Origin of the sequence: Saccharopolyspora sp. ASAGF58 (genome assembly GCF_012277335.1) — a bacterium.
GTDB lineage: Bacteria > Actinomycetota > Actinomycetes > Mycobacteriales > Pseudonocardiaceae > Saccharopolyspora > Saccharopolyspora hattusasensis.
Window position 1 is genome coordinate 2068191 of the sequence record NZ_CP040605.1, and the last position, 20001, is coordinate 2088191.

The following is a 20001-nucleotide window of genomic DNA, read 5'->3' on the forward strand; positions in this document are numbered from 1 at the left end:
CGGTGCGGTGGCGTCCCCGCCCACCGCACCGGCCCACCCGAAGGCCGGGCGCGCCCCTCCCGCGCGCCCGGACATCGGCGTCACCCGGACGTCGCCGACTGCTTCGCGGCGTGGTGAATCCGGAACGCCGTGATGACCTCCACCACGCCCAGGATGATCAGCCAGAACCCGCCGAACAGGACCAGCAGCGCCACCGAGGCCAGCGGCGAGACGATTAGCACGATGCCCGCCAGGGCCGTGACGATGCCCATGAAGATCTGCCAGCCGCGCGCGGGCATCGCCCGGTCGGCGACCGACGCGGTCGTCTGGGTGACCCCGCGGAACAGCCAGCCGATGCCGATCCACAGGCCCAGCAGCAGGATCGACTGCATCTCACCCCGGAAGCACAGCAATCCCAGCAGGATCGACAGCGCGCCGCTGATGAACGCCAGCACCCGGATCGCCGCCGCCACGTGCGTGCCGAACGCCGCGACGATCTGCAGCACACCGCTGACCAGCAGGTAGATGCCGAACAGCACCCCGAGGACGATCAGCGTCGCGCGAGGCCAGGCCAGCGCCAGCACACCGACGACGAGCGAGCAGACGCCCACCACGAGGACCGACTGCCATGCCATCTTCGCCAACCGACCGGCCGCCGACCGGCCCGGATCGTCCTGAAGGCTACTCATGATCCATCCTTCCCACGGGACGTGGATCAGTGCATTCCCGAACCGCTCGTATCACCGATCCGAGTGGAAGTCCGGTCTTCGAGGCGGCGCGTGGGACCGGGAGCCGAGCGTTCAAACCCGGCCCGAGCCCGGTTGAGCAGATCCGCGAAGGGATCTTGGGATCCGAAGGCCGAGGGGTAGCTCATCACGCACCGTCCGTTATGTCTGGTCGCTGCCCGGATTTCCGCGTTCGAGCGCGCGGGGAGACGCACGTTTACCGGCACAAATAGACCCCCGGACGGCCCCCCTCCGCAACGCGGCACCGACCCGGCCCCCGCCTTACAATCCCCCGCGACGCACCGCCTCGGTGAAGCGCAGTTTCAATTGAAACCGGTGTCAGCCGTGTCAGCCCAGGAAGACGTTGGTTCGCTGGGCGAGGAGGCGGTACAGGGTTTGCTGGATGATCTCCCGGACCTGGTCGCTGAGGCTGAACACCAGCATCGGGTCGTCCGCCGCGCCCGCCGGGTACGACGAGGTCTCGATCGGCTCGCCGAACTCGATGTACCACTTCGACGGCAACGGCACCGCCCCCAGCAGGCCGAAGTGTGGGAACAGCGGCGTGACCGGGAAGTACGGTACCCCCAGCAACCGCGCCAGCGGCTTGATGTCCGCCAGCTTCGGGTAGATCTCCTCCGCGCCCACGATCGAGCAGGGCACGATCGGCGCCCCGGTGCGCAACGCCGCCGAGACGAACCCGCCGCGCCCGAAGCGCTGCAGCTTGTACCGGTCCTTGAACGGCTTCCCGATGCCCTTGAAGCCCTCCGGCCACACTCCGACCAGTTCGCCGTTGGTCAGCAGCCGCTCCGCATCCGGGTTGCAGGCCAGCGTGTGGCCGGCCTTGCGGGCCAGCGCGCCGAGCACCGGCATCCGGAACACCAGGTCGGCGCCGAGCATCCGCAGGTGCCGGGTCGCCGGGAGGTGGTCGTGCAGCGCGACGGTGGTCATCAACGCGTCCCACGGCAGCGTGCCGGAGTGGTTGGCCACCACCAGCGCGCCGCGTTCGGCGGGCACGTGGTGGCCGCCGATCACCTCGACGCGAAACCACTTCTCGTAGAAGGGCCGCAGGAAGCGGAGGAACACCTCGTCGGTCAACTCCTGGTCGAAGCCGAACTCGTCGACCTTGTAGTCACCGAGCAACCGCCGCCGGGCGAACGCCAGCACGTCTATGACGGCGTCTTCCCACCCGGGCTCGTCCGGCACCGACGGCACCGACGGCTCGGACGCATCGAGCCGGTCCCGGTCCGCCGCACGCAGCGGGATCACCTGCGCATCCGCCATTCACGCCCCCATACCCGGCCGGGCACAAGCGCAGAACGCACGACTGCCGCTCATGCCGCCTCCATCACCGATGCCTCGCCAACAGGTCTCCGACGCTGCGCTCCAGCGCCATGATGTTCTCCGGGTCGATCACCGGCCGCAGGCTCCGGCCACGAACGAAGTCGTCGAAGGCCTGCTGGGTGGTCCAGCGCGGGATGAACCCGAACTCCTCGCGGAGCTTCGTGGTGTCCAGTACCCGGCCGAAGTTGAGGTACCGCAACTGCTCCGGTGAGAAGTCAACCAGCCGGGCGTTGCGGAAGAACCCGGCCAGCGGCGACACGGCGGTGCTCGGCAGCGGCATCGCGATGCGACCGGCGCGCCGGATCGCCTGCGAAAGCATCAGAACGCCCTCACCGGCCACGTTGAACACGCCGGGCCGATCCGCCATCGTCGCCCGCTCGAGCACCGCCAACGCGTCCTCGGAGTGCACCATCTGCAGCCGCGCGTCGAAGCCGAGCACGGTCGGCACCACCGGCAGCGCGAAGTAGCGGGTCAGGCTCGCGTCTATGCGCGGGCCGATCAGGTTGCTGAACCGCAGCGTCGTGATGTCCGCGTCGGGCCGCCGCCGGCCGAAGCCGCGCACGTAGTCCTCGATCTCCACCGCGTCCTTGGCGTACCCGGACGACGGCAGGTCCTTCGGCTCGATGTCCTCGGTGAACACCGCAGGGTCCCGCGAGCTCGACCCGTAGACCGCGCAGGTCGACCGGACCACCACCTTGCGCACCAGCGGCGACTGCTGGCAGGCGGCCAGCAGCTGCATGGTGCCGATGACGTTCATCTCCTTCACCGTGGCCCGCCCACCGGGCCCGGAAGGGGAGTTGACCGCCGCGTGCACCACGGTGTCGACCTTGGCGTTCGCGATCACCTTGCCGATCAGCGGGTTGCGGATGTCGGCGCGGACGAACTCGGTGCGGCCCATCCGGCGCAGCAGATCGCGACCGGGCTGCACGGTGTCCACGCCGAGAACGCGCTCCACGGCCGGGTCGGCGGCCAGCCGCGCGGCGAGATATCCGCCCAGGAAACGGCTGACCCCTGTCACCAGCACGACATTCGGGCCCATCTGTCTCCCAGCCTTCTCCGGCACGGCCGCCGACTGCGATGCTACCGCCGAATGCGCCGGTCACCGGGCATTCGAAGTTACGGGACTGGGTCGGTTGCGCATCCGGGTCGAACCGGGCGCGAAAACACAACCGCCGCCGACCCAGCGGTCGACGGCGGTGCTCAGGTCACTTGCCCAACTTGCGACGCTGGACGCGCGTCTTGCGGAGCAGCTTGCGGTGCTTCTTCTTGGACATGCGCTTGCGGCGCTTCTTGATGACCGAGCCCATGCGGACTCCTTCACTCTTGACGGCAGTTCGAACGTCTCCCGCACCGGTGCAGCCGCATGAACGCGCACACCTGGCACGACCAACCCAAAACTTTACCTGCCCAGGTCTCCGGCCCTTCCGCCGTGGTCCTCGAAACGCCTGCGGGCTCCTTCCACCCGCCGCCGCGCGGCGCCTCGGTTCGGGCCCGCGACGTTCGTGCCACGTCGGCAAGCCAACGGGCCCGCGGCCGATGACCTGGGCATTCAGCTCAGCCGGACAGTCTCAGCCGGCGTTGTAGTAGGCGCTCTCCAGGTACGCGTGTACGTCCTTCTCCGCGACGCGGAACGATCGCCCGACCCGTGCGGCGGGGAGTTCGCCGGCGTGCACGAGCCGATAGACCGTCATCTTCGACACCCGCATCAACTTGGCGACTTCCGCGACGGTGAGGAACCGCACCTGACCCATGCTCGGCGGCGCCTGTTGGCTGGGTTCGGAGTTCGCAGACATGCTTCACCGTGCCCTTCGGCACGTGTCGCGCCGTCGGCTTCCCCTCCGACGGAAATCTCACGCACGTGCTCTATCGAGAGTAGCGGGACACGCGGGACACCTGCGATGGTCGAACGTCCCCCTTGCTCCTGAGTAGTTCGCACCACCTCCGGCGACCTGCAGTTGAAGCGGCGCCAGCCGCCTGGGCCCACCCCCGCAAGCGGGCTCGCAGACCGGTGCCCGTCGGGGCTCTTGGCGAGGGCAGTTCCCCGAGGCCGCGCATTGCAGACGGGGCGGCGTCCCAGGTTCCGACACCCGTATCGCCACGCAAGACGAGTTCAGAGAAGGTGCTGCCGCTCAGGCGGGTTCGTCATCCTCGTGGGCCTTGCCGAGCTCGACGGAGCGGTCGCGAGCCGCCTCGATGGCGTCGATGAGCGCCGCGCGCACGCCATGCTTCTCCAGCTCGCGGATGCCCGCGATGGTCGTACCCGCCGGCGAGGTGACCGCCTCGCGCAGCATCACCGGGTGGCCGCCGCCCTCGCGGAGCATCGCCGCCGCCCCGACCGCGGACTGGACGATCAGGTCCGCGGCGGTGGCCCGCGGGATGCCCAGCAGGATGCCCGCGTCGATCATGGCCTCGACCAGGTAGAAGAAGTACGCCGGGCCCGAGCCGGACAGCGCGGTCACCGCGTCCTGCTGGCTCTCCGGCACCCGCACGACCACGCCGACGCTGTCGAGCAGCTCCTCGACCAGCGCCAAGTCCGCGTCCGAGGCGTGCGCGCCGCCGGAGATCGCGCTCATCGCCTCGCCGACCAGCATCGGGGTGTTCGGCATGACCCGGACCACCGCGGTGCCTTCGGGCAGCCGGCGCTCGAACAGCTTCGTCGGCAGACCCGCGCACAGCGACACCACGAGCTTGCCGCTGGGCAGGTTGGGCGCCATTTCGTCCAGCAGCGGCTCGATGTCCTGCGGCTTGACGGCGACGACGATGACGTCCGCGCTCTGCACCGCATCGGCCACGTCGGCGTGCGTGATGCCGTAGGTCTTGGTCAGCTCCGCGGCACGCGTCGGGAACCGCTCGGTGAACAGCAGGTCCGACGGGGCGCGCCCCGCCTTCAGCAGCCCCGACAGCAGGGACTCACCGATCTTTCCGGCTCCGAGTACGGCGATCGTCGTCATGCTGCTCAGGGTGCCAGACCACGCAGCGCATGCGGCACGAACCGCCAGTGCACGCTGCGCGACGAGCCCTGCCGAAAAGTCGTTTTCAGCAGCTACTGTTTCTGCCACCAGAGCGCCCCCGCAGCCGAGCGATCGTTCGCGCCTGAGTGACCAGCCTGAAGGAGCCCTGATCATGTTCAGCACGATGCAGGACAGCCCCCTCTCGATCGCCCGGATCCTCGAGCAGGGCAGCGGACCGCACGGCGCGTCCGCCGAGGTCGTGACCTGGACCGGCGACGGGGCGCGACGCAGCAGCTACGCGGAGGTCGGCCGCCGGACCGCGCGGCTGGCGCACGCGCTGCGCGGCCTCGGTGTCACCGGCGACCAGCGGGTCGGCACGTTCATGTGGAACAACGCCGAACACCTGGAGGCGTACTTCGCGGTGCCGGCCATGGGCGCGGTGCTGCACACCCTGAACATCCGGCTGTTCCCCGAGCAGCTGATCTACGTCGCGAACCACGCCGAGGACCACGTCGTGCTCGTCGACTCGACGCTGCTGCCGTTGTTCCAGAAGCTGCTGCCGGAGCTGAAGACGGTGCGGCACGTGATCGTCGTGGGCGGCGACAAGGCCGCGCTGGAGGCACCGGCCGGGGTGGCGGTGCACGGCTACGAGGAGCTGCTGGCCGGGCAGCCGGACGAGTTCGACTGGCCGGAGCTCGATGAACGCTCGGCAGCCGCCATGTGCTACACCTCCGGCACCACCGCCAACCCGAAGGGCGTCGTCTACTCGCACCGGTCGATCTACCTGCACTCGATGCAGGTGTGCATGACCGACGGCATGGCCCTCTCGCAGTCGGACCGGTCGCTTGCCGTCGTGCCGATGTTCCACGCGATGTCGTGGGGTCTGCCGTATGCGGCGTTCATGGTCGGCGCGACGATGATCATGCCGGACCGGTTCTTGCAGCCGGACCCGCTGCTGAAGATGATCGCCGCGGAGCGCCCGACGATGGCCGCAGCCGTGCCGACGATCTGGCAGGGCGTGCTGCAGCACCTGGAGTCCGACCCGCACGACGTGTCCTCCCTGCGAGAGGTCGTGGTCGGCGGGGCGGCGTGCCCGCCGTCGCTGATGAAGGCGTTCCATGAGAAGTACGACATCGTCGTGCTGCACGCGTGGGGCATGACCGAGACGTCGCCGCTGGGCAGCGTGGCCCGACCGCCGGTGGATGCCACCGAGGAACACCGCTGGACCTACCGCGCAAGCCAGGGGCGGCTGCCGACCGGGGTGCAAGGCCGGCTGGTCGGCGACGACGGTGCGGTGCTGCCGCGCGACGGCGAGAGCGTCGGTGAGCTGGAGGTTCGCGGGCCCTGGATCGCCGGGGCGTACTACGGCGACGACGACCCGGAGAAGTTCCGCGACGGCTGGCTGCGCACCGGCGACGTCGGGTACATCACGCCCGACGGGTTCCTGCAGCTGACCGACCGGGCCAAGGACGTGATCAAGTCCGGCGGCGAGTGGATCTCGTCGGTCGATCTGGAGAACAAGGTGATGGGGCACCCGGCGGTTGCCGAGGCGGTAGTCATCGGCGTGCCGGACGAGAAGTGGTCGGAGCGACCGCTGGTGGCCGTGGTGCTGCGCGACGGCCACCAGGTCGACGCGGCCGAGCTGCGCGACTTCCTCGCCGGCAAGGTCGCGCGGTGGCAGCTGCCGGAGTACTGGACGTTCATCCCGGAGGCGCCGAAGACGAGTGTCGGCAAGTTCGACAAGAAGCGCCTCCGCAAGCAGCACGCCGACGGCCAGCTCGACGTCACCAACCTCACCTGATGCGCCCCGCGATTTCAATTGAGCTTTTCCAACCGCTTCTTGCGTTGCGGAACGAGTGGCGGAACGAGTGGTGGAACGAGTGGCGGAACGAGTGGCGGAACGAGTGGCGGAACCTCAGCGGCCTTCTCGACTCCGGGATCCCGGACTTGTGTATGACCAGCTCAATGGAAATCAGATGTCCAATTTCCATTGAATTTGCGGGAGTTGTCCACAGTCTCCGGCGTGTCGTCGCCCGACACGCCGGAGGTCCGCAAGTTCCATTGAAATCGAATGTCCAATTTCAATGGAAATTGCGGGGATCAGGGGGCGATGGCGAGTTGGCGGGCCTGGCAGATCAGGCGGCCCACCGAGTCGACCACCGTGATGTCCTCGTCGAACCACTGGCCGTGCACCGCGCGGCAGTCCACCAGCAGCCGCAGCCAGCCGTTCGCCGGGTGCGCCCGCAGCAGGGCGGTGAGCTGCACCGTCGGCGCCCAGCCGAACCGGCCGAGGTTGAGCGTCACCGGCACCGTCAGGTCCCCGGCGACCAGCCCGAACAGCAGGTCCGGCTGCGCCTCGCGGGGTTTGACCCACAGCCGCAGCCGCGGCTCGCCGGTGCCGCCGTTGAGGAAGTCCGCGGTGTTCGCGTCCAGCCGCATGTCGCAGACCCGCGAAAGTGCGAAGAACTTCCGGGCCTCCGTCGCAGCGAGGTCGATCGCGGTCGACGGCGGATTCACCGGCATGTCCGGCAGATCCGACCACTCCGGCTCCGTCTCGGGCACCTTGCCGAGGGTGGCCGTGGCGTCCACGCAGACCCGGCCGCTCTGCTCCAGCAGCGCGCGGGCCGACGTCACCGTCTTGCCCACCTTGAGCACCTCGGTCCGGACCAGCACCGGGCCGACCCGGGGCGGGCGCAGGAACTGCGCGCTGACCGACAACGGCGCCAGCCCGGTCATGTCGCCGAGAGCGCGGGCTAGCAGCGCGAGCAGGTAACCGCCGTGCGGGCGTTCTCCGACGGCCCACTCCGGATGCAGGCTGGCGACGAAGGTGCCGTCGCCGAGCGGGCGCACCGAAGTGGCCGCCGCGAAGGGATCCAGGACCTCGGTCACGTGCGGTCCAGCGGACGGAAGCGCTCGGCAGCCGATGCGCGCAACGGGTTCATGGTCACCGATTCTAGTGACCTTCGGAGAAGTTGATCACTAGGCATCGGTTAGCCGGTCCGACCACCGGAAAGCGTGCGCGCGGAACGAGAATCCGACGGCCGTGAGCACTTTCGGGTGCTACCGCGCCGAAAAGCGCTCACGGGCCCTGAGACCTCAGGTCGCGTGGAGCGGCTCCAGGTGGAGCCGGGCGAACAGCAGGGCCTCGGACAGCAACGCCGCGCGCTGCTGGGGATTCCGCGCCTTGCGGGTGTTGATCTCCAGGACGACCGCGCCACTGTACCCGTCGGCGGCCAGCGCCTCGCACACCTCCGCGCACGGCTGATTGCCCTGCCCTGGCACCAGGTGCTCGTCCCGCGGCGCTCCGGTCCCGTCCGCCAGGTGCACGTGCGCCAGGCCGTCCTTCATCCGCTTCAGCAGGTCGATGGCGTCCACGTGCGCGGCGGCGGCGTGCGACAGGTCGAGCGTGTAGTTGCGGTAGCCGACCTCCGTCGGGTCCGGCGAAGGCTTGAACGCCGACAACCCGCTGCTCTTGCCGCCGCGCAGCCGGTTCAAGGTGCTCGGCGGGCGGAGCGGGAACATATTCTCCACCGCGACCGCGATCCCGCTGGTCTCCTCCAGCTCCGCGACCAGCTCGCCGAACCGCTCGGCGTAGCGCTTCTGCCAGCGGAACGGCGGGTGCACGACGACCGTCGACGCGCCCAGTTCGCTGGCCACCACCACGGCCCGCCGCAACCGCTCCTCCGGCTCCGGCGACCAAACCCGCTGCGTGATCAGCAGGCACGGCGCGTGGATCGCCAGGATCGGCACTCCGTGCCGCTCGGAAAGCCGATGCAGCGCCGAGACGTCCTGGCTGACCGCGTCCGCCCAGACCATCACCTCGACACCGTCGAAGCCGAGGTCCGCGGCCATCTCGAACGCCGCCCTCGCCGGCTGCGGCCACACCGACGCGGTGGACAACCCGACCGGGATCCGGCCGGGAACGTCCTCACGCGGTGGCGGTTGCACTGTCATCGCCTGCCAAGCATGACCGACGGTGCGTGGGTGGTGGCGCGCTGGTGGCTCACGAGTGGCTGAACAGCAGCAGCGCCGCTGGGGACACCGTGCAGAACAAGCCGACCAGCACCGCCAGCAGGATCGTCTGCAGATCGTTGGTGCGCAGGAACTTCCACGCGATGAACACCAGCAGACCGGTGATCACCAGCGCGGCGCCCAGCGCGGCCAGCGCGTTCGTACCCCACAACCAGCGGAAGCCGACCCAGACCAGCCCGCCGCCGACCAGGCCCGCGACGCCCTGCAGGACCAGCGTGCCCCACACCTTGCCCGCGGAGGCGGGCTCTTCCTCTTCCTCGCTGTAATCGTCCGCGTCGAGGCCGGCGGGCAGCTCGGGGTCGTAGTCCTCGTCCTCGACGAACTCGGCCTCGGGCTCGTCGTAGGAATCGAAGTCGTACGGGTCCTCCGGTTCGGCCTGCTGGTCCTCCGGCTGCGGCTGCGCTTGGACCTGCTGCGGCTGCGGGTAGGCCAGCACAGCCGTGCCTTCCGCGTCGGGCTCGGCCGGGACCGGAACCCGCGGCAGCTGCTCCGTGACGCCCTCCGGCGGGGTGGGCTTCGGTGGAGCCGCAGGTGGAGCCGCAGGAGCGGGCGGCACCGGAGGCGGCACGTCCTGCTGCGGTGCCGGGCGTCGCAGGGCGGGCTGCTGGATCGTCACCTCGGCGTCGCCTTCCGGCGGGACCGCGGAGGTCGGCGGGGCCGGTGTCTTGCCCTTGCCCTTGCCTTTGCCCGCGCCAGCGAACCGCTGTGCCCAGTAGCTCGCGCCGGAGGACTCCTGCGCGACTGCCGGTTCGGCGGGCGCGGGTTCCGGAGCGGGTGGCGCAGCAGGCGGCGCCGATTGTGGTGCTTGTGCGGTCGGCGGCTGAGCGGCCGGAGGCTGCGGTGCTGGAGGCTGCGGTGCCGGAGGCTGCGGTGCTGGAGGCTGCGGTGCCGGAGGTTGCGGACCCGGCGTGTTCGGCGCGCCTGGACGGTGGCTGCGGCGCTGCGGCGGCTCGCCGTCCGGCGACACGGCGCGCAGCTGACCGCTGTCCGACAGCACCCGGTCGATGATCGCCTGCGGTGCGGTTTCGGTCGGGTCCTCGGCGCGCCGACGCCGACGCCGGGAACTCTTCTGCGAGCTGCCGCCGTATTCGGCCAGCAGCTCCGCAACGGTGCGCTGGGTGGGCTGATCGGCCCCGCTGTCCCGACTCATCGCTCCCACCGTGCCCCGTGCCGCGTCTGGCGTCCAGTTCCGTTCGCGGACCCCGCCTCCGCGAGCCCGAGCGTTTCGCGGGCCTGAATGGCAGTGTGACCGTCTCCATTGGTGTGGTCCAGTCGCCGCAGGATCACACCCTCCCGCAACGCCCAGGGGCAGATGTCCAGCTCCTTCAGCTCCAGCGCCCGCATGGCGGCCTCAGCCACCAGCGCGCCGCCCACCAGCTGGTGCGCCCGCGCGCCGCTCACCCCATCGAGCGCGGCCAGATCGGAGGACGACATCCGGGTAATGAACGCCAGCAGCTGCCGCAGGCCGGTTTCGGTGAGGGTCCGCGGCATCCGCGGTCCCGCGGAAGCCGGCGCCGCGCCGGTCAGCCTGGCCAGCGACCGGAACGTCTTGGAACTGGCCACCGCGCGGTCCGGGCGCCCCAGTTTGCGGAACCGCTTCGCAGTGGGCGCCAGTTGCCCCTGCAGCCATTCGCGCAGCTTCTTCACCTCGTCCTGCTTCGGCGGGTCGTGCAGCATAGTGCGGGCCAGCCGACCGGCCCCCAGCGGGAGCGACACCGCCAGGTCGGGCTGCTCGTCGATGCCGACCGCCATCTCCAGCGAACCGCCGCCGATGTCGAGCATCAGCAGGTTGCCCGCCGACCAGCCGTACCACCGGCGGGCCGCCAGGAACGTGAACCGGGCCTCGTCCTCGCCGGGCAGCACCTCAAGCTCGATGCCGGTCTCGGCGCGCACCCGAGCCAGCACCTCGGCGGCGTTGTCCGCATCGCGGATCGCCGACGTCGCGAACGCCATCAGCTCCTCGCAACCGGCCGCTATCGCCGCCTCCTGCGCGTCGGCGACGGTGCGGATGAGCTCCACAGCGTCCTCCTCCGCGAGCCGACCGCCGTGCGAACCGATCCGCTCGGCCAGCCGCAGCACAGTCTTCTCCGATGTCATCGGGGTCGGATGGGCACCACGATGCGCGTCCACCACCAGCAGGTGGACCGTGTTGGATCCGACGTCGAGCACCCCTAGGCGCATGCCCGACAAATTACCGGCTGCGCACGTGGCCGGGGGCGAGGTGGGCAACAAACGGCCTACTCGACGTCCCCGCGCACGCCGCAGACCTGGCCGACCACGGCAGTAGTGCGTCACGTCACGCGGCCAACCTCACCTCCTCGAACTGTCGAACCCTTCTGTCACTCTGCGTGCACGTCGACCGGCGGCGGAATTCCGGTCGGCGCGGAAGCCAATCTCCGTGCCGATCTGGCGGCGGGAAGCTGAGTCGGGTGCGGAACGCTTGCGGTGGCGTTCGAGATCGGTTGGTTCACGGCATCAAGATTGCCCATTCCGCCCGAATCCACACATTGGCCGATCAGCTCGCCGACATCGGCCGATCGGTTGATCATCAGCGCTCCACACTCGGCCGAACGTCCGGCGGTACCGGAGTCGGCGCGCGCAGAAGCTGCCTGACCAGCACCTCGAGGCACAGAAGAGCCCCCAGGGTCGTCCCTGGGGGCTCGTTCCGACTGCGCGATGTCCTCGCCGCTGTCGGCTCGGCTATCCCTCGAACTTGTAGCCGAGGCCGCGGACCGTGATCAGGTAGCGCGGGTCCGCCGGATCGGGCTCGACCTTCGAGCGCAGCCGCTTGACGTGCACGTCCAGCGTCTTGGTGTCGCCGACGTAGTCCGCGCCCCACACCCGGTCGATGAGCTGCCCGCGGGTCAGCACCCGGCCGACGTTGCGCAGCAGGTACTCCAGCAGGTCGAACTCCTTGAGCGGGAGGTTGACGTCGACACCGTCGACGGTCACCACGTGGCGCTCCACGTCCATCCGCACCGGCCCAGCCGCCAGCACCTGTGGCTGCAGCTCCTCCGCCTCGCCGCGGCGGCGCAACACCGCGCGAACCCGCGCGATCAGCTCCCGCGCCGAGTACGGCTTCGTGACGTAGTCGTCGGCGCCGAGCTCCAGGCCCACGACCTTGTCGATCTCGCTGTCCCGGGCAGTCACCATGATCACCGGCACCGACGAGCGCTGGCGGAGCTGCTTGCACACATCGGTGCCGCTCATACCGGGCAGCATCAGGTCGAGCAGCACGATGTCCGCGCCGTTGCGGTCGAATTCGTCCAACGCCTCCGGCCCGTTCGCGGCGACTGCCGCCGTGAAGCCCTCCTTGCGCAGCAGGAAAGCAAGCGGGTCGGCGAAGGACTCCTCGTCCTCCACGATCAGCACCCTGGTCACCGGACTCCTCCCGTTTCGACGGTTGCGACCCCGTCCGCACTTTCAGTCCCGGAGCGGGCGGCACTGCCCGCCGCGCGGTCCGCTGATGTCACCGGCTCTGCTGTGGCCGGCTGGCCGTCGGTCGTGCCGTGCCTGGGCACGCGAAGTGTGAAGGTGGAGCCGGTACCGGTGCGACTCCACAGCTTGACCTCGCCGCCGTGGTTCGCGGCGACGTGCTTGACGATGGCCAGGCCCAGCCCGGTGCCACCGGTGGCGCGGGACCTCGCCGGATCCACCCGGAAGAACCGCTCGAACACCCGCTCGTGGTACTCGGGTTCGATCCCGATGCCCCGGTCGGTGACCGCGATCTCCACGAAGTCGCCGGACAGCCGACGGCTGATCGACACCGGGCTGCCCGGCGGCGAGTACGACGCAGCGTTGTTGATCAGGTTGCTCAGCGCGGTCACCAGCAGGGTCCGATCACCGTCCAGCAGGTAGCCGGTGGGCTCGTCGACGGCGATCTCGATCCCGGCCGACTCGGCGGCCAGCCGGCAACGGCCCAGCGCCTCCTCGACCACGGCGTCGACGTCGACCGTGGTCAGCTCGGGCAGCCGCTCGGCGCCCTGCAGCCGGGACAGCGCGATCAGCTCGGAGACCAGCGTCCCGAGCCGGGTCGACTCGTGCAGGATCTTGGTGGAGAACCGCCGCACCTCGCCGGCGTCGTCGGCGGCGTCCAGCACCGCCTCGGCGAGCAGCGCGAGCGCCCCGACCGGGGTCTTCAGCTCGTGGCTGACGTTCGCGACGAAGTCGCGGCGGGTGGCCTCCAGGCGCACCGAATCGGACTCGTCGGCGGCGTCGACGACGGCGAAACCGTCGCCGAGTGGGCGCACCTCGCCGAGCACCGCGGCCGGACCGCGACCGCGCAGCGCGGTGCCTGCTCGGTTAAGCGGGGAAAGGTCGACGGGCACCGACTCACCGGCCAGCAGGGCCCGTTCGGCGGCCTTGCGGGCACGGGGGTCGGCCTGGTGGTCGCGGATGAGCCCGAGTTCGTCGGCCCGCGGGTTGTGCAGCACGACGTCGCCGAACTTGTTGAGCACGACCACCCCGCTGTCGCTGGTGTGCACCAGCCGCTGGAGCAGTTCGGCGACGGTCGGGCCTTCGGGCCTGGCGCGACGCCGGGATTCCCGAGCTGCGACGAAGCCGCCGACCGCGCCCAGTACGAGCGCGCCAATGATCAGGGCGGTACAGCCCAATGCGGTCACGTCAGCATCGTAAGCAAGCCGGGGTGGGGAAAGGCCAGTCTACGAGGGCGTTCAGTGATACCCGCGACACGAAAAGGGGGCTTCTTCACCTCTGCTTCACTCCCTGCTGGGAGCCAGTTCACGTACCGCCCGGTCGACCGTCGCGCTCCGTTCGCCACCCCGGCGAATTCTCGCCACCCATCACCCATCTAGGTGCGGAAAGAAGGGCACCCGCGATCCGGTTGATCGGTCGCGGGTGCTCCTCATCGCAGAACCGCTCGGGTCAGCGGCCCTGGTTGGCGACGGCTGCCGCGGCGGTGGCGGCGGCCTCCGGGTCGAGGTAGGTGCCGCCCGGGTTGGTGGGCTTCAAGTCGGTGTCGAGGTCGTAGCGCAGCGGGATGCCGGTGGGGATGTTCAGGCCCGCGATGTCGCTGTCGGAGATGCCGTCCAGGTGCTTGACCAGGGCGCGCAGCGAGTTGCCGTGCGCGGCGACCAGCACCGTCCGGCCGGCCCGCAGGTCCGGCACGATCGCCGACTCCCAGTACGGAAGCAGCCGGGCCACCACATCCTTCAGGCACTCGGTGCGCGGGAGGCCTGCGCCGAGGTCGGCGTAGCGCGGGTCGGCGTCCTGGCTGAACTCGCTGCCGAGCTCGATCTCCGGCGGCGGCGTGTCGTAGGAGCGGCGCCAGAGCATGAACTGCTCTTCGCCGTAGGCCTCCAGGGTCTGCTTCTTGTTCTTGCCCTGCAGCGCGCCGTAGTGGCGCTCGTTGAGTCGCCAGTCGCGGCGGACCGGGATCCAGTGCCGGTCCGCGACGTCGAGGGCTATGTTCGCCGTCGAGATGGCTCGCCGCAGCAGCGAGGTGTGCAGCACGTCCGGCAGCACCCCGCTCTCGCGCAGCAGCACACCGCCGCGCTTCGCCTCGGTCTCGCCCTTCTCCGACAGCGGGACGTCCACCCAGCCGGTGAACAGGTTCTCGGCGTTCCACGTGCTCTCACCGTGCCGCAGCAGCACCAGGGTCGCAGTCATAACCCCAGGCTATATAAGCCCTGTTTCCAGACTTGTCCTGCGTGGCGGCCGCCTCAGTCCAGGACGGCGTCGAGGGTGATCGTGGTCCCGGTGAGGGCCGCCGAGACCGGGCAGATCTCCTTGGCCTTCAGGGCCGTCTGGTGGAACACATCCGCGTCGATGCTCGGTACCTTCGCCCGCACGGTGAGCGCGATCCCGGTGATGGCGAAGCCTTCGCCGCGCGGACCGAAGCCGACCTCGGCGCTGGTGTCGATCCGCTCCGGCGGAGTGCCTGCCGCGGTGAGCAGACCGGCCAACTGCATCGAGTAGCAGGCCGAGTGGGCCGCGGCGATCAGCTCCTCGGGGCTGGTGCGCCCGTCGGGGTCCTCGGCGCGGGAAGCCCAGGTGACCGGGAACTCGCCGACGTTGGACGAGTCGAGGGTGACGGTGCCGGAACCGTTCTTGAGGTCTCCGGTCCACTGCGTGGTGGCGTTGCGATCGGTCATCTCGCCGCTCCTCATCGGTGCGCGGAGGCCGCTCCCCTCCGCCGCGTACACCCTCCCGCAGCGCGCAGCGATCCGCAGTTTTCGTTGTGCGCTTCACCCGACAGTTATGTGATCACCGCAGGTCCGTGACACGAAAGTGGCGACAATCACCCACGTTCACGAAACGAAGGCCTTTCGACTCCTATGCGTTACTTTTCGCCGAAAACATCACACTAATGGAGGAATGCGGCGGTCTTGTGGCCGCTGCCGGACTCTGCGAAGTTGTCAACGCTCTCCTTGATCGGCTCCCACGCACTCCCCGATCTCGCGAGAGCGTCCGCGCGGCTCACATCCCCCAAAGAGCCGCGCCCCGCCGGGCCCAGGGTGTCCCCCGCCCACCGGCCCGCAGCGGGACCCCCACGCGGGGCGGCTCGTGCTCGTGACTCCCCCTCTCTCCCGAGCCGCCCCGCGCGGTCCCTCTTTTTAGGCCAGGACCCGTGAGTGGTTTTTGGGGCTATCGCGCCGAGAAACGCGCACGGGACTTGCGGGCTCTGGTCAGATGCTGGGCCTGCGGAGGGCCTTTAGGCGGCGGCGCAGGAGCCAGGCCGCCGTTCCCGGTACCGCGAGCACGGCGGCGAACGGCAGGACCGCTCCGAAGGCCGTCAGCAGGAACGCTCCGATCGACGACAAGGTCCGCCAGCCGCCGAAGAGTCCCGCCACGAAGCCCGTGTCGTCGGCGGCGACCGCGTTCGGGCGCTCCAGCCGCACCGTGACCGTGGCCAGCTCGACCTGGCCGGAAAGGGCCGCCGCGCGCCGTTCGAGGGAGTCCAGTTCGGTTTCCCGCGAGGTCAGCTCGCTCTCGATCGACACGATCTCGTCGACCGTCGCCGCGCGGTCCATCAGCACGCGCAGCCGCTGCACGCTCGTGCGCTGCGAATCGATCCGGCTCCGGGTGTCGACGAGCTGGTCGGTGACGTCCTGGGTCTGCTGGCTGCGCGCCGTGACCCGCCCCAGTGCGGATAGCTCGCCCAGCACCTGGTCCAACCGCTCCGCCGGAACTCGCACCGTCATCGTCGTGCCCGACCGGTAGGCGTCCTCCAGCTGCAGGTAGCCGCCCACGTCTTCGCTGCGCAGCCGCACCTCGGCGCCGACCCGCTCGACGTCGTCGACCTCGAGGTCCAGCTCCGCAGTGCGGATCACCTCGCGCTGGCCGATCGCCTTGCGCTGCGTGTCGTCGGACGTCGCGTCGGCGTTGCCCGAGGCGCTGCGCTCCTGCGGGGCGGCAGGCGCCACGGCGCGCGAATCTCCGGCCGAGAGCGCCGAATCCCCCGCCCCCGAGGAACATCCACCCAGCAACCCGAGCGCGACCACCGCCACGACCCGCCCGCATAATCGCCGCTTGCCCATTCCGTGCTCCTCCGCGTCGGTGTGAACACGACGGAGACGGCGGAGAGCGATCTTCCGGTTGCACCGAGGGCGACGAAGCCGGTCAGCTCATGCGGATCAGCGGCGATGCCTGGCCCTACGGCCGGTCGTGGAGGGGCTGGACCGGGCCGTCGCGTTCCACCAGATGCCGGAACGGCTGGAGGTTCGCCAGAGACTCGCCGCGCGACTCGCGCCAGCCCCACTCGCGCCGGATGGCGGTGGCGAAGCCGAGCTCCAGCAGGGTGTTGAAGTCTCCGTCGGCGGCCTCCAAGACCTGGCCAAGCACCCTGTCGAGCTCGTCGGAGGTCACCGCGTGCAGGCCGATCCGGCCCACCAGGTAGATGTCGCCGTTGCCGTCGATCGTGTAGTGCACGCCGTAGAGCCGGGCGTTGCGGCGAAGCAGGAACCGGTACACGTCCTCGTGAGCGTCGTCCGGCTGCCTGCACACGAACGCCTCGACGACCAAGGCGTGCTCGGCGACGATGAGCCAGCAGTTGGTCTGCAGCTTCTTGCTGCCGGGCAGGGTCACGAAGAACCGCCCCGCACCCTTCGAGGCGTACTCCAGCCCGCTGGCGTCCAATGTGGACTTTATTATTTCATCGACGCTCACGCCGTCACCTCCCGGATGCGCAACTGCGCGTGGAAGGCCATCTTCGCCTGCGCGTAAGTGTCGAGCAGCGACTCGGTGGTGCGTTCCCACGAGAACCGCGCGGCGTGAGCGGGGGCGTTCGCCGCCAGCCGGGCGCGGAGCTTCGGCGCCAGCACCAGCGAGCCGAGGGCGTCCGCCCACTGCCCGGTGCCGTGCCCGTCCACCAGCAGCCCGGAAACCCCGTCGTCGACCGCGACCGGCAGGCCGCCGACGGCGGCCGCCACCACCGGCGTGCCGCAGGCCTGCGCCTCCAGCGCGACCATCCCGAAGGACTCGTTGTGGCTCGGCACCGCCACGACGTCGGCCGCCCGGTACACGTCGGCCAGCGCGACACCGTTGCGCGGCGGGAGGAACCGCACCACGTCGGTGATGCCCAGCTGCACCGCGAGCTCCTGCAGCGCCCGAGGGCGCTCCAGCCCGCTGCCGGACGGCCCGCCGACCACCAGCACCACCAGGCGATCGCGGAACTCCGGGTGCCGCGCGAGCAGTTCCGCCGTGGCCCGCAGCAGCACGTCCGGGGCCTTCAGCGGCTGGATGCGGCCGACGAAGGCGAGCACCACGGCGTCCGGCGGCAGGTCCAGCCCGGCCCGGACGGCCTGGCGGTCGCCGGGGGTGAAGCATTCGAGGTCGACGCCGGGCGGGATCGTCACGACCTCGTCCGGATCGGCGCCGTAGCGGGTGATCAGGTCGGCTGCCTCGAACTCGGTGTTCGCCACCAGCACGTCCGCCTCGGCGACCACCTGCTCCTCGCCGAGCACCCGGACCCGCGGCTCAGGGCTGTCGCCCGCAGCGAGGTTGGCGTTCTTGACCTTGGCGAGAGTGTGCGCGGTGTGCACCAGCGGGACGCCCCAGCGCTCCCGAGCCAGCCAGCCGACCTGCCCGGACAGCCAGTAGTGCGAGTGCACGATGTCGTAGTAGCCGGGTTCGTGGCGGGCTTCCACCCGCAGCGCACCGGCGGCGAAGGCGCACAGCTGCGACGGCAGGTCGTTCTTGTCGAGCCCTTCGAACGGGCCGGCGACCACGTTCCGGACCAGGACCCCGGGTGCCAGCTCCGCGATCGGTGGGATGTCTGACGAGGTCGCCCTGGTGAAGATCTCGACCTCGGTACCCGCATCGGCCAGCCGCTTGGCGGTCTGCGCGATGTAGACGTTCATGCCCCCGGCGTCGCCGGTGCCCGGCTGCTCCAGCGGGGAGGTGTGCAACGAGAAGACGGCGGCGCGGCGTGGCCGCATGCGTAACGTTCTGGAGGTCATCTGCTGCCCATCGCAAGCCGGTCGGCCCGAAGTTTTCGGACGCACGTCAACCCCGACACCCGCCGTGGCGGAAACATTCCCGCCACGGTGCCGAAACCACGACATTCGCGGGCGGTGGTGGTCACACTGCTCACGACCCCGTCCGGGCCGACGCTCGACGCTACCGCCCTGGGGCCGCCGAACCGGACGGCCCTACGGCCCCGGGTGGCGCTACTCACACCGCCGTCGACCGGCCCGTGAGCGTTTCTGGGGGCTATCGCACCCACAAACGCTCACGGGCACCCACCTGCTGAAACCTCGCGTCAGAGCGCCGACTTCTTGGTCCACTGGTCCCAGCTGAGGAGCCAGTCGTAGACGTCGAACTGCGGCGGCATCGAACTGGCCGAACCCGTCACCTCGATCGGGTCGCCGATCAGCGCGCTGTCGTAGTACGCCTTCGCATCCGCCGCGCTGAGGTTGATGCAGCCATGCGAGTTGTTGACCTTGCCGAGCGCGGCCGCGTTCTCCTGGTTCTCGTGGATGAACTCGCCGTGGTTCGAGAAGCGAGCCGCCCAGGTCTTGCGCACGTCGTGGTACCCGTACCGGGGGTTGTCCATGATCTCCACCGGGTTCTTCTGCATGACCATGAAGATGCCGTTGGGGGTGTTCCGGCCCGGGTCGTACTCCTCGCCGTAGCTCGCCGCGTAATTGGCCACCTGCTGGCCGTTCCGGATCACGACCAGCCGGTGGGTGCCCACGGCGGCCTTCACGATCTGCGACCGGCCGATGTCGAAGTCGGTGCTCAGGTCCGCCAGTCCGTACGCGCCGTCGCCGTAGGACTGGCCGTAGAGCTTGGCGTTCACGCTGACGTGGGTGTGCGCCGGCCAGTACTCCTTCGGCCGCCAGTCGACCTGCCGGTCCGACAGCCACGCCCAGGAGCCCTCCACCGGCACCGAGGTCTGCACGGTCAGCGCGCGCTGGATCACCGCCTTGTCCTTGACCGGCTCGTCGAACTTCACGCTGATCGGCATCGCGATGCCGACCTCGGCGTTGTCCGTCGGGTTGATCGTGGCGCGGACCGTCTTCTTCGGCTGCAGCGTGCTGAACTGGCCCTGCACCGGCACCTGCTGGCCGTCCTCGCCGACGGCCTGGCCCGACCAGGAGTAGCTCTTGCCGTAGCCGAGCGACTCGGTGGCCTGCCAGGTCCTGCCGTCCTTGGACAACTCGCCGGCGACCTGCTTGCCGTCGGCGTTGGTCAGCGCGATGGAGTCGAACTTGCCGCGGTCCACGGTGACCTTGATCGGCGCCGTCGGGTTGACCTCGCCCGCACCGACGCCCGGTTCGAAAGTCACCTTGGCTACCGGGTCCGCGGGTTCCTGATCCTGCGGCGCGGGCGAACCGCAGCCCGAAATCAGCAGCAGTGCAGCCAAAGCCCCCGCCAGCGCAGCCCACAGCGACCGCAGCTTGGAACCACTCACCTTCTGACCCCGATCCCTTCTGAAATTGCCGCACGACCGTCCCTTTGCCCCGAACGCAAGGACCGTCGTCGGAAAATGACCCCTCGTACCCAGAGAC

General features: G+C 69.8%; 19 protein-coding genes. 1 reads left to right on the forward strand and 18 read right to left on the reverse strand.

Annotated elements, in window-relative coordinates; translation table 11 throughout:
* Positions 1-80: 80 nt before the first annotated feature.
* The 6 genes from FDZ84_RS09595 to proC all read right to left on the reverse strand — a co-directional run bounded on the left by FDZ84_RS09595 (position 81) and on the right by proC (position 4996).
* Complete coding sequence (locus tag FDZ84_RS09595; RefSeq protein ID WP_168585603.1) at positions 81-668, reverse strand: HdeD family acid-resistance protein; 588 nt, start codon at positions 666-668, stop codon at positions 81-83.
* A gap of 384 nt (positions 669-1052) precedes the next feature.
* Positions 1053-1985: a lysophospholipid acyltransferase family protein gene (locus FDZ84_RS09600; protein ID WP_168585604.1), complete on the reverse strand. Its 933-nt coding sequence runs from the start codon at positions 1983-1985 to the stop codon at positions 1053-1055.
* 64 nt (positions 1986-2049) lie between these two features.
* Positions 2050-3084: an NAD-dependent epimerase/dehydratase family protein gene (locus FDZ84_RS09605; RefSeq protein WP_168585605.1), complete on the reverse strand. Its 1035-nt coding sequence runs from the start codon at positions 3082-3084 to the stop codon at positions 2050-2052.
* A gap of 166 nt (positions 3085-3250) precedes the next feature.
* Positions 3251-3352 carry a 30S ribosomal protein bS22 gene (locus tag FDZ84_RS09610; RefSeq protein WP_010241351.1) on the reverse strand — a complete coding sequence of 34 codons (102 nt, stop codon included), beginning with the start codon at positions 3350-3352 and terminating at the stop codon, positions 3251-3253.
* 261 nt (positions 3353-3613) lie between these two features.
* Positions 3614-3838, reverse strand: a complete 225-nt coding sequence (locus FDZ84_RS09615; protein WP_029535864.1) for a helix-turn-helix domain-containing protein — start codon at positions 3836-3838, stop codon at positions 3614-3616.
* 336 nt (positions 3839-4174) lie between these two features.
* On the reverse strand, positions 4175-4996 hold the full coding sequence (gene proC, locus FDZ84_RS09620; protein WP_168585606.1) for a pyrroline-5-carboxylate reductase: 822 nt from the start codon (positions 4994-4996) through the stop codon (positions 4175-4177).
* A 172-nt stretch (positions 4997-5168) separates the two neighbouring features.
* Here proC and FDZ84_RS09625 point away from each other — a divergent pair, with 172 nt between their 5' ends.
* Positions 5169-6797, forward strand: coding sequence for a long-chain fatty acid--CoA ligase (locus FDZ84_RS09625; protein WP_168585607.1), 1629 nt, complete (start codon positions 5169-5171; stop codon positions 6795-6797).
* Between the two features lie 299 nt (positions 6798-7096).
* Here the strand turns inward: FDZ84_RS09625 and FDZ84_RS09630 are convergent, their stop codons facing one another.
* The 12 genes from FDZ84_RS09630 to FDZ84_RS09685 form a co-directional block, all read right to left on the reverse strand.
* Complete coding sequence (locus FDZ84_RS09630) at positions 7097-7885, reverse strand: acyl-CoA thioesterase II (RefSeq protein WP_168585608.1); 789 nt, start codon at positions 7883-7885, stop codon at positions 7097-7099.
* 207 nt (positions 7886-8092) lie between these two features.
* Positions 8093-8950 carry a sugar phosphate isomerase/epimerase gene (locus tag FDZ84_RS09635; RefSeq protein ID WP_168585609.1) on the reverse strand — a complete coding sequence of 286 codons (858 nt, stop codon included), beginning with the start codon at positions 8948-8950 and terminating at the stop codon, positions 8093-8095.
* A 49-nt stretch (positions 8951-8999) separates the two neighbouring features.
* A complete protein-coding gene (locus FDZ84_RS09640; RefSeq protein WP_168585610.1) occupies positions 9000-10178 on the reverse strand; it encodes a hypothetical protein in 1179 nt (392 codons plus the stop codon).
* A complete protein-coding gene (locus tag FDZ84_RS09645; protein WP_168585611.1) occupies positions 10175-11209 on the reverse strand; it encodes a Ppx/GppA phosphatase family protein in 1035 nt (344 codons plus the stop codon). Before FDZ84_RS09645 ends, FDZ84_RS09640 begins: the two co-directional genes overlap by 4 nt.
* Positions 11210-11728: 519 nt before the next feature.
* Positions 11729-12409 carry a response regulator transcription factor gene (locus FDZ84_RS09650; RefSeq protein ID WP_168585612.1) on the reverse strand — a complete coding sequence of 227 codons (681 nt, stop codon included), beginning with the start codon at positions 12407-12409 and terminating at the stop codon, positions 11729-11731.
* Entirely contained in the window at positions 12406-13650 is a 1245-nt protein-coding gene (locus FDZ84_RS09655; protein ID WP_210435495.1) for a cell wall metabolism sensor histidine kinase WalK, read from the reverse strand. Before FDZ84_RS09655 ends, FDZ84_RS09650 begins: the two co-directional genes overlap by 4 nt.
* A 262-nt stretch (positions 13651-13912) precedes the next feature.
* Complete coding sequence (locus FDZ84_RS09660; protein ID WP_168585613.1) at positions 13913-14656, reverse strand: phosphoglyceromutase; 744 nt, start codon at positions 14654-14656, stop codon at positions 13913-13915.
* Positions 14657-14709: 53 nt separating this feature from the next.
* Complete coding sequence (locus FDZ84_RS09665; protein ID WP_168585614.1) at positions 14710-15141, reverse strand: OsmC family protein; 432 nt, start codon at positions 15139-15141, stop codon at positions 14710-14712.
* A gap of 534 nt (positions 15142-15675) precedes the next feature.
* Positions 15676-16527 carry a DUF4349 domain-containing protein gene (locus FDZ84_RS09670; RefSeq protein WP_168585615.1) on the reverse strand — a complete coding sequence of 284 codons (852 nt, stop codon included), beginning with the start codon at positions 16525-16527 and terminating at the stop codon, positions 15676-15678.
* A 115-nt stretch (positions 16528-16642) separates the two neighbouring features.
* A complete protein-coding gene (locus FDZ84_RS09675; protein WP_168585616.1) occupies positions 16643-17155 on the reverse strand; it encodes a YbjN domain-containing protein in 513 nt (170 codons plus the stop codon).
* Entirely contained in the window at positions 17152-18447 is a 1296-nt protein-coding gene (mshA, locus tag FDZ84_RS09680) for a D-inositol-3-phosphate glycosyltransferase (RefSeq protein WP_168585617.1), read from the reverse strand. The genes FDZ84_RS09675 and mshA overlap by 4 nt, the downstream gene beginning before the upstream one ends.
* Positions 18448-18749: 302 nt before the next feature.
* Positions 18750-19904, reverse strand: a complete 1155-nt coding sequence (locus FDZ84_RS09685) for an Ig-like domain-containing protein (protein ID WP_168585618.1) — start codon at positions 19902-19904, stop codon at positions 18750-18752.
* Between the last annotated feature and the right edge of the window lie 97 nt (positions 19905-20001).

Excerpts from the sequence above, each read along its gene's own strand:
- FDZ84_RS09610 (WP_010241351.1), bottom strand. The coding sequence starts at position 3,352 with ATGGGCTCGGTCATCAAGAAGCGCCGCAAGCGCATGTCCAAGAAGAAG.
- FDZ84_RS09600 (WP_168585604.1), bottom strand. The coding sequence starts at position 1,985 with ATGGCGGATGCGCAGGTGATCCCGCTGCGTGCGGCGGACCGGGACCGG.
- FDZ84_RS09625 (WP_168585607.1), top strand. The coding sequence starts at position 5,169 with ATGTTCAGCACGATGCAGGACAGCCCCCTCTCGATCGCCCGGATCCTC.
- FDZ84_RS09660 (WP_168585613.1), bottom strand. The coding sequence starts at position 14,656 with ATGACTGCGACCCTGGTGCTGCTGCGGCACGGTGAGAGCACGTGGAAC.
- FDZ84_RS09605 (WP_168585605.1), bottom strand. The coding sequence starts at position 3,084 with ATGGGCCCGAATGTCGTGCTGGTGACAGGGGTCAGCCGTTTCCTGGGC.
- FDZ84_RS09635 (WP_168585609.1), bottom strand. The coding sequence starts at position 8,950 with ATGACAGTGCAACCGCCACCGCGTGAGGACGTTCCCGGCCGGATCCCG.
- FDZ84_RS09645 (WP_168585611.1), bottom strand. The coding sequence starts at position 11,209 with ATGCGCCTAGGGGTGCTCGACGTCGGATCCAACACGGTCCACCTGCTG.
- mshA (WP_168585617.1), bottom strand. The coding sequence starts at position 18,447 with ATGACCTCCAGAACGTTACGCATGCGGCCACGCCGCGCCGCCGTCTTC.
- FDZ84_RS09640 (WP_168585610.1), bottom strand. The coding sequence starts at position 10,178 with ATGAGTCGGGACAGCGGGGCCGATCAGCCCACCCAGCGCACCGTTGCG.
- FDZ84_RS09595 (WP_168585603.1), bottom strand. The coding sequence starts at position 668 with ATGAGTAGCCTTCAGGACGATCCGGGCCGGTCGGCGGCCGGTCGGTTG.
- FDZ84_RS09615 (WP_029535864.1), bottom strand. The coding sequence starts at position 3,838 with ATGTCTGCGAACTCCGAACCCAGCCAACAGGCGCCGCCGAGCATGGGT.
- proC (WP_168585606.1), bottom strand. The coding sequence starts at position 4,996 with ATGACGACGATCGCCGTACTCGGAGCCGGAAAGATCGGTGAGTCCCTG.
- FDZ84_RS09670 (WP_168585615.1), bottom strand. The coding sequence starts at position 16,527 with ATGGGCAAGCGGCGATTATGCGGGCGGGTCGTGGCGGTGGTCGCGCTC.
- FDZ84_RS09665 (WP_168585614.1), bottom strand. The coding sequence starts at position 15,141 with ATGACCGATCGCAACGCCACCACGCAGTGGACCGGAGACCTCAAGAAC.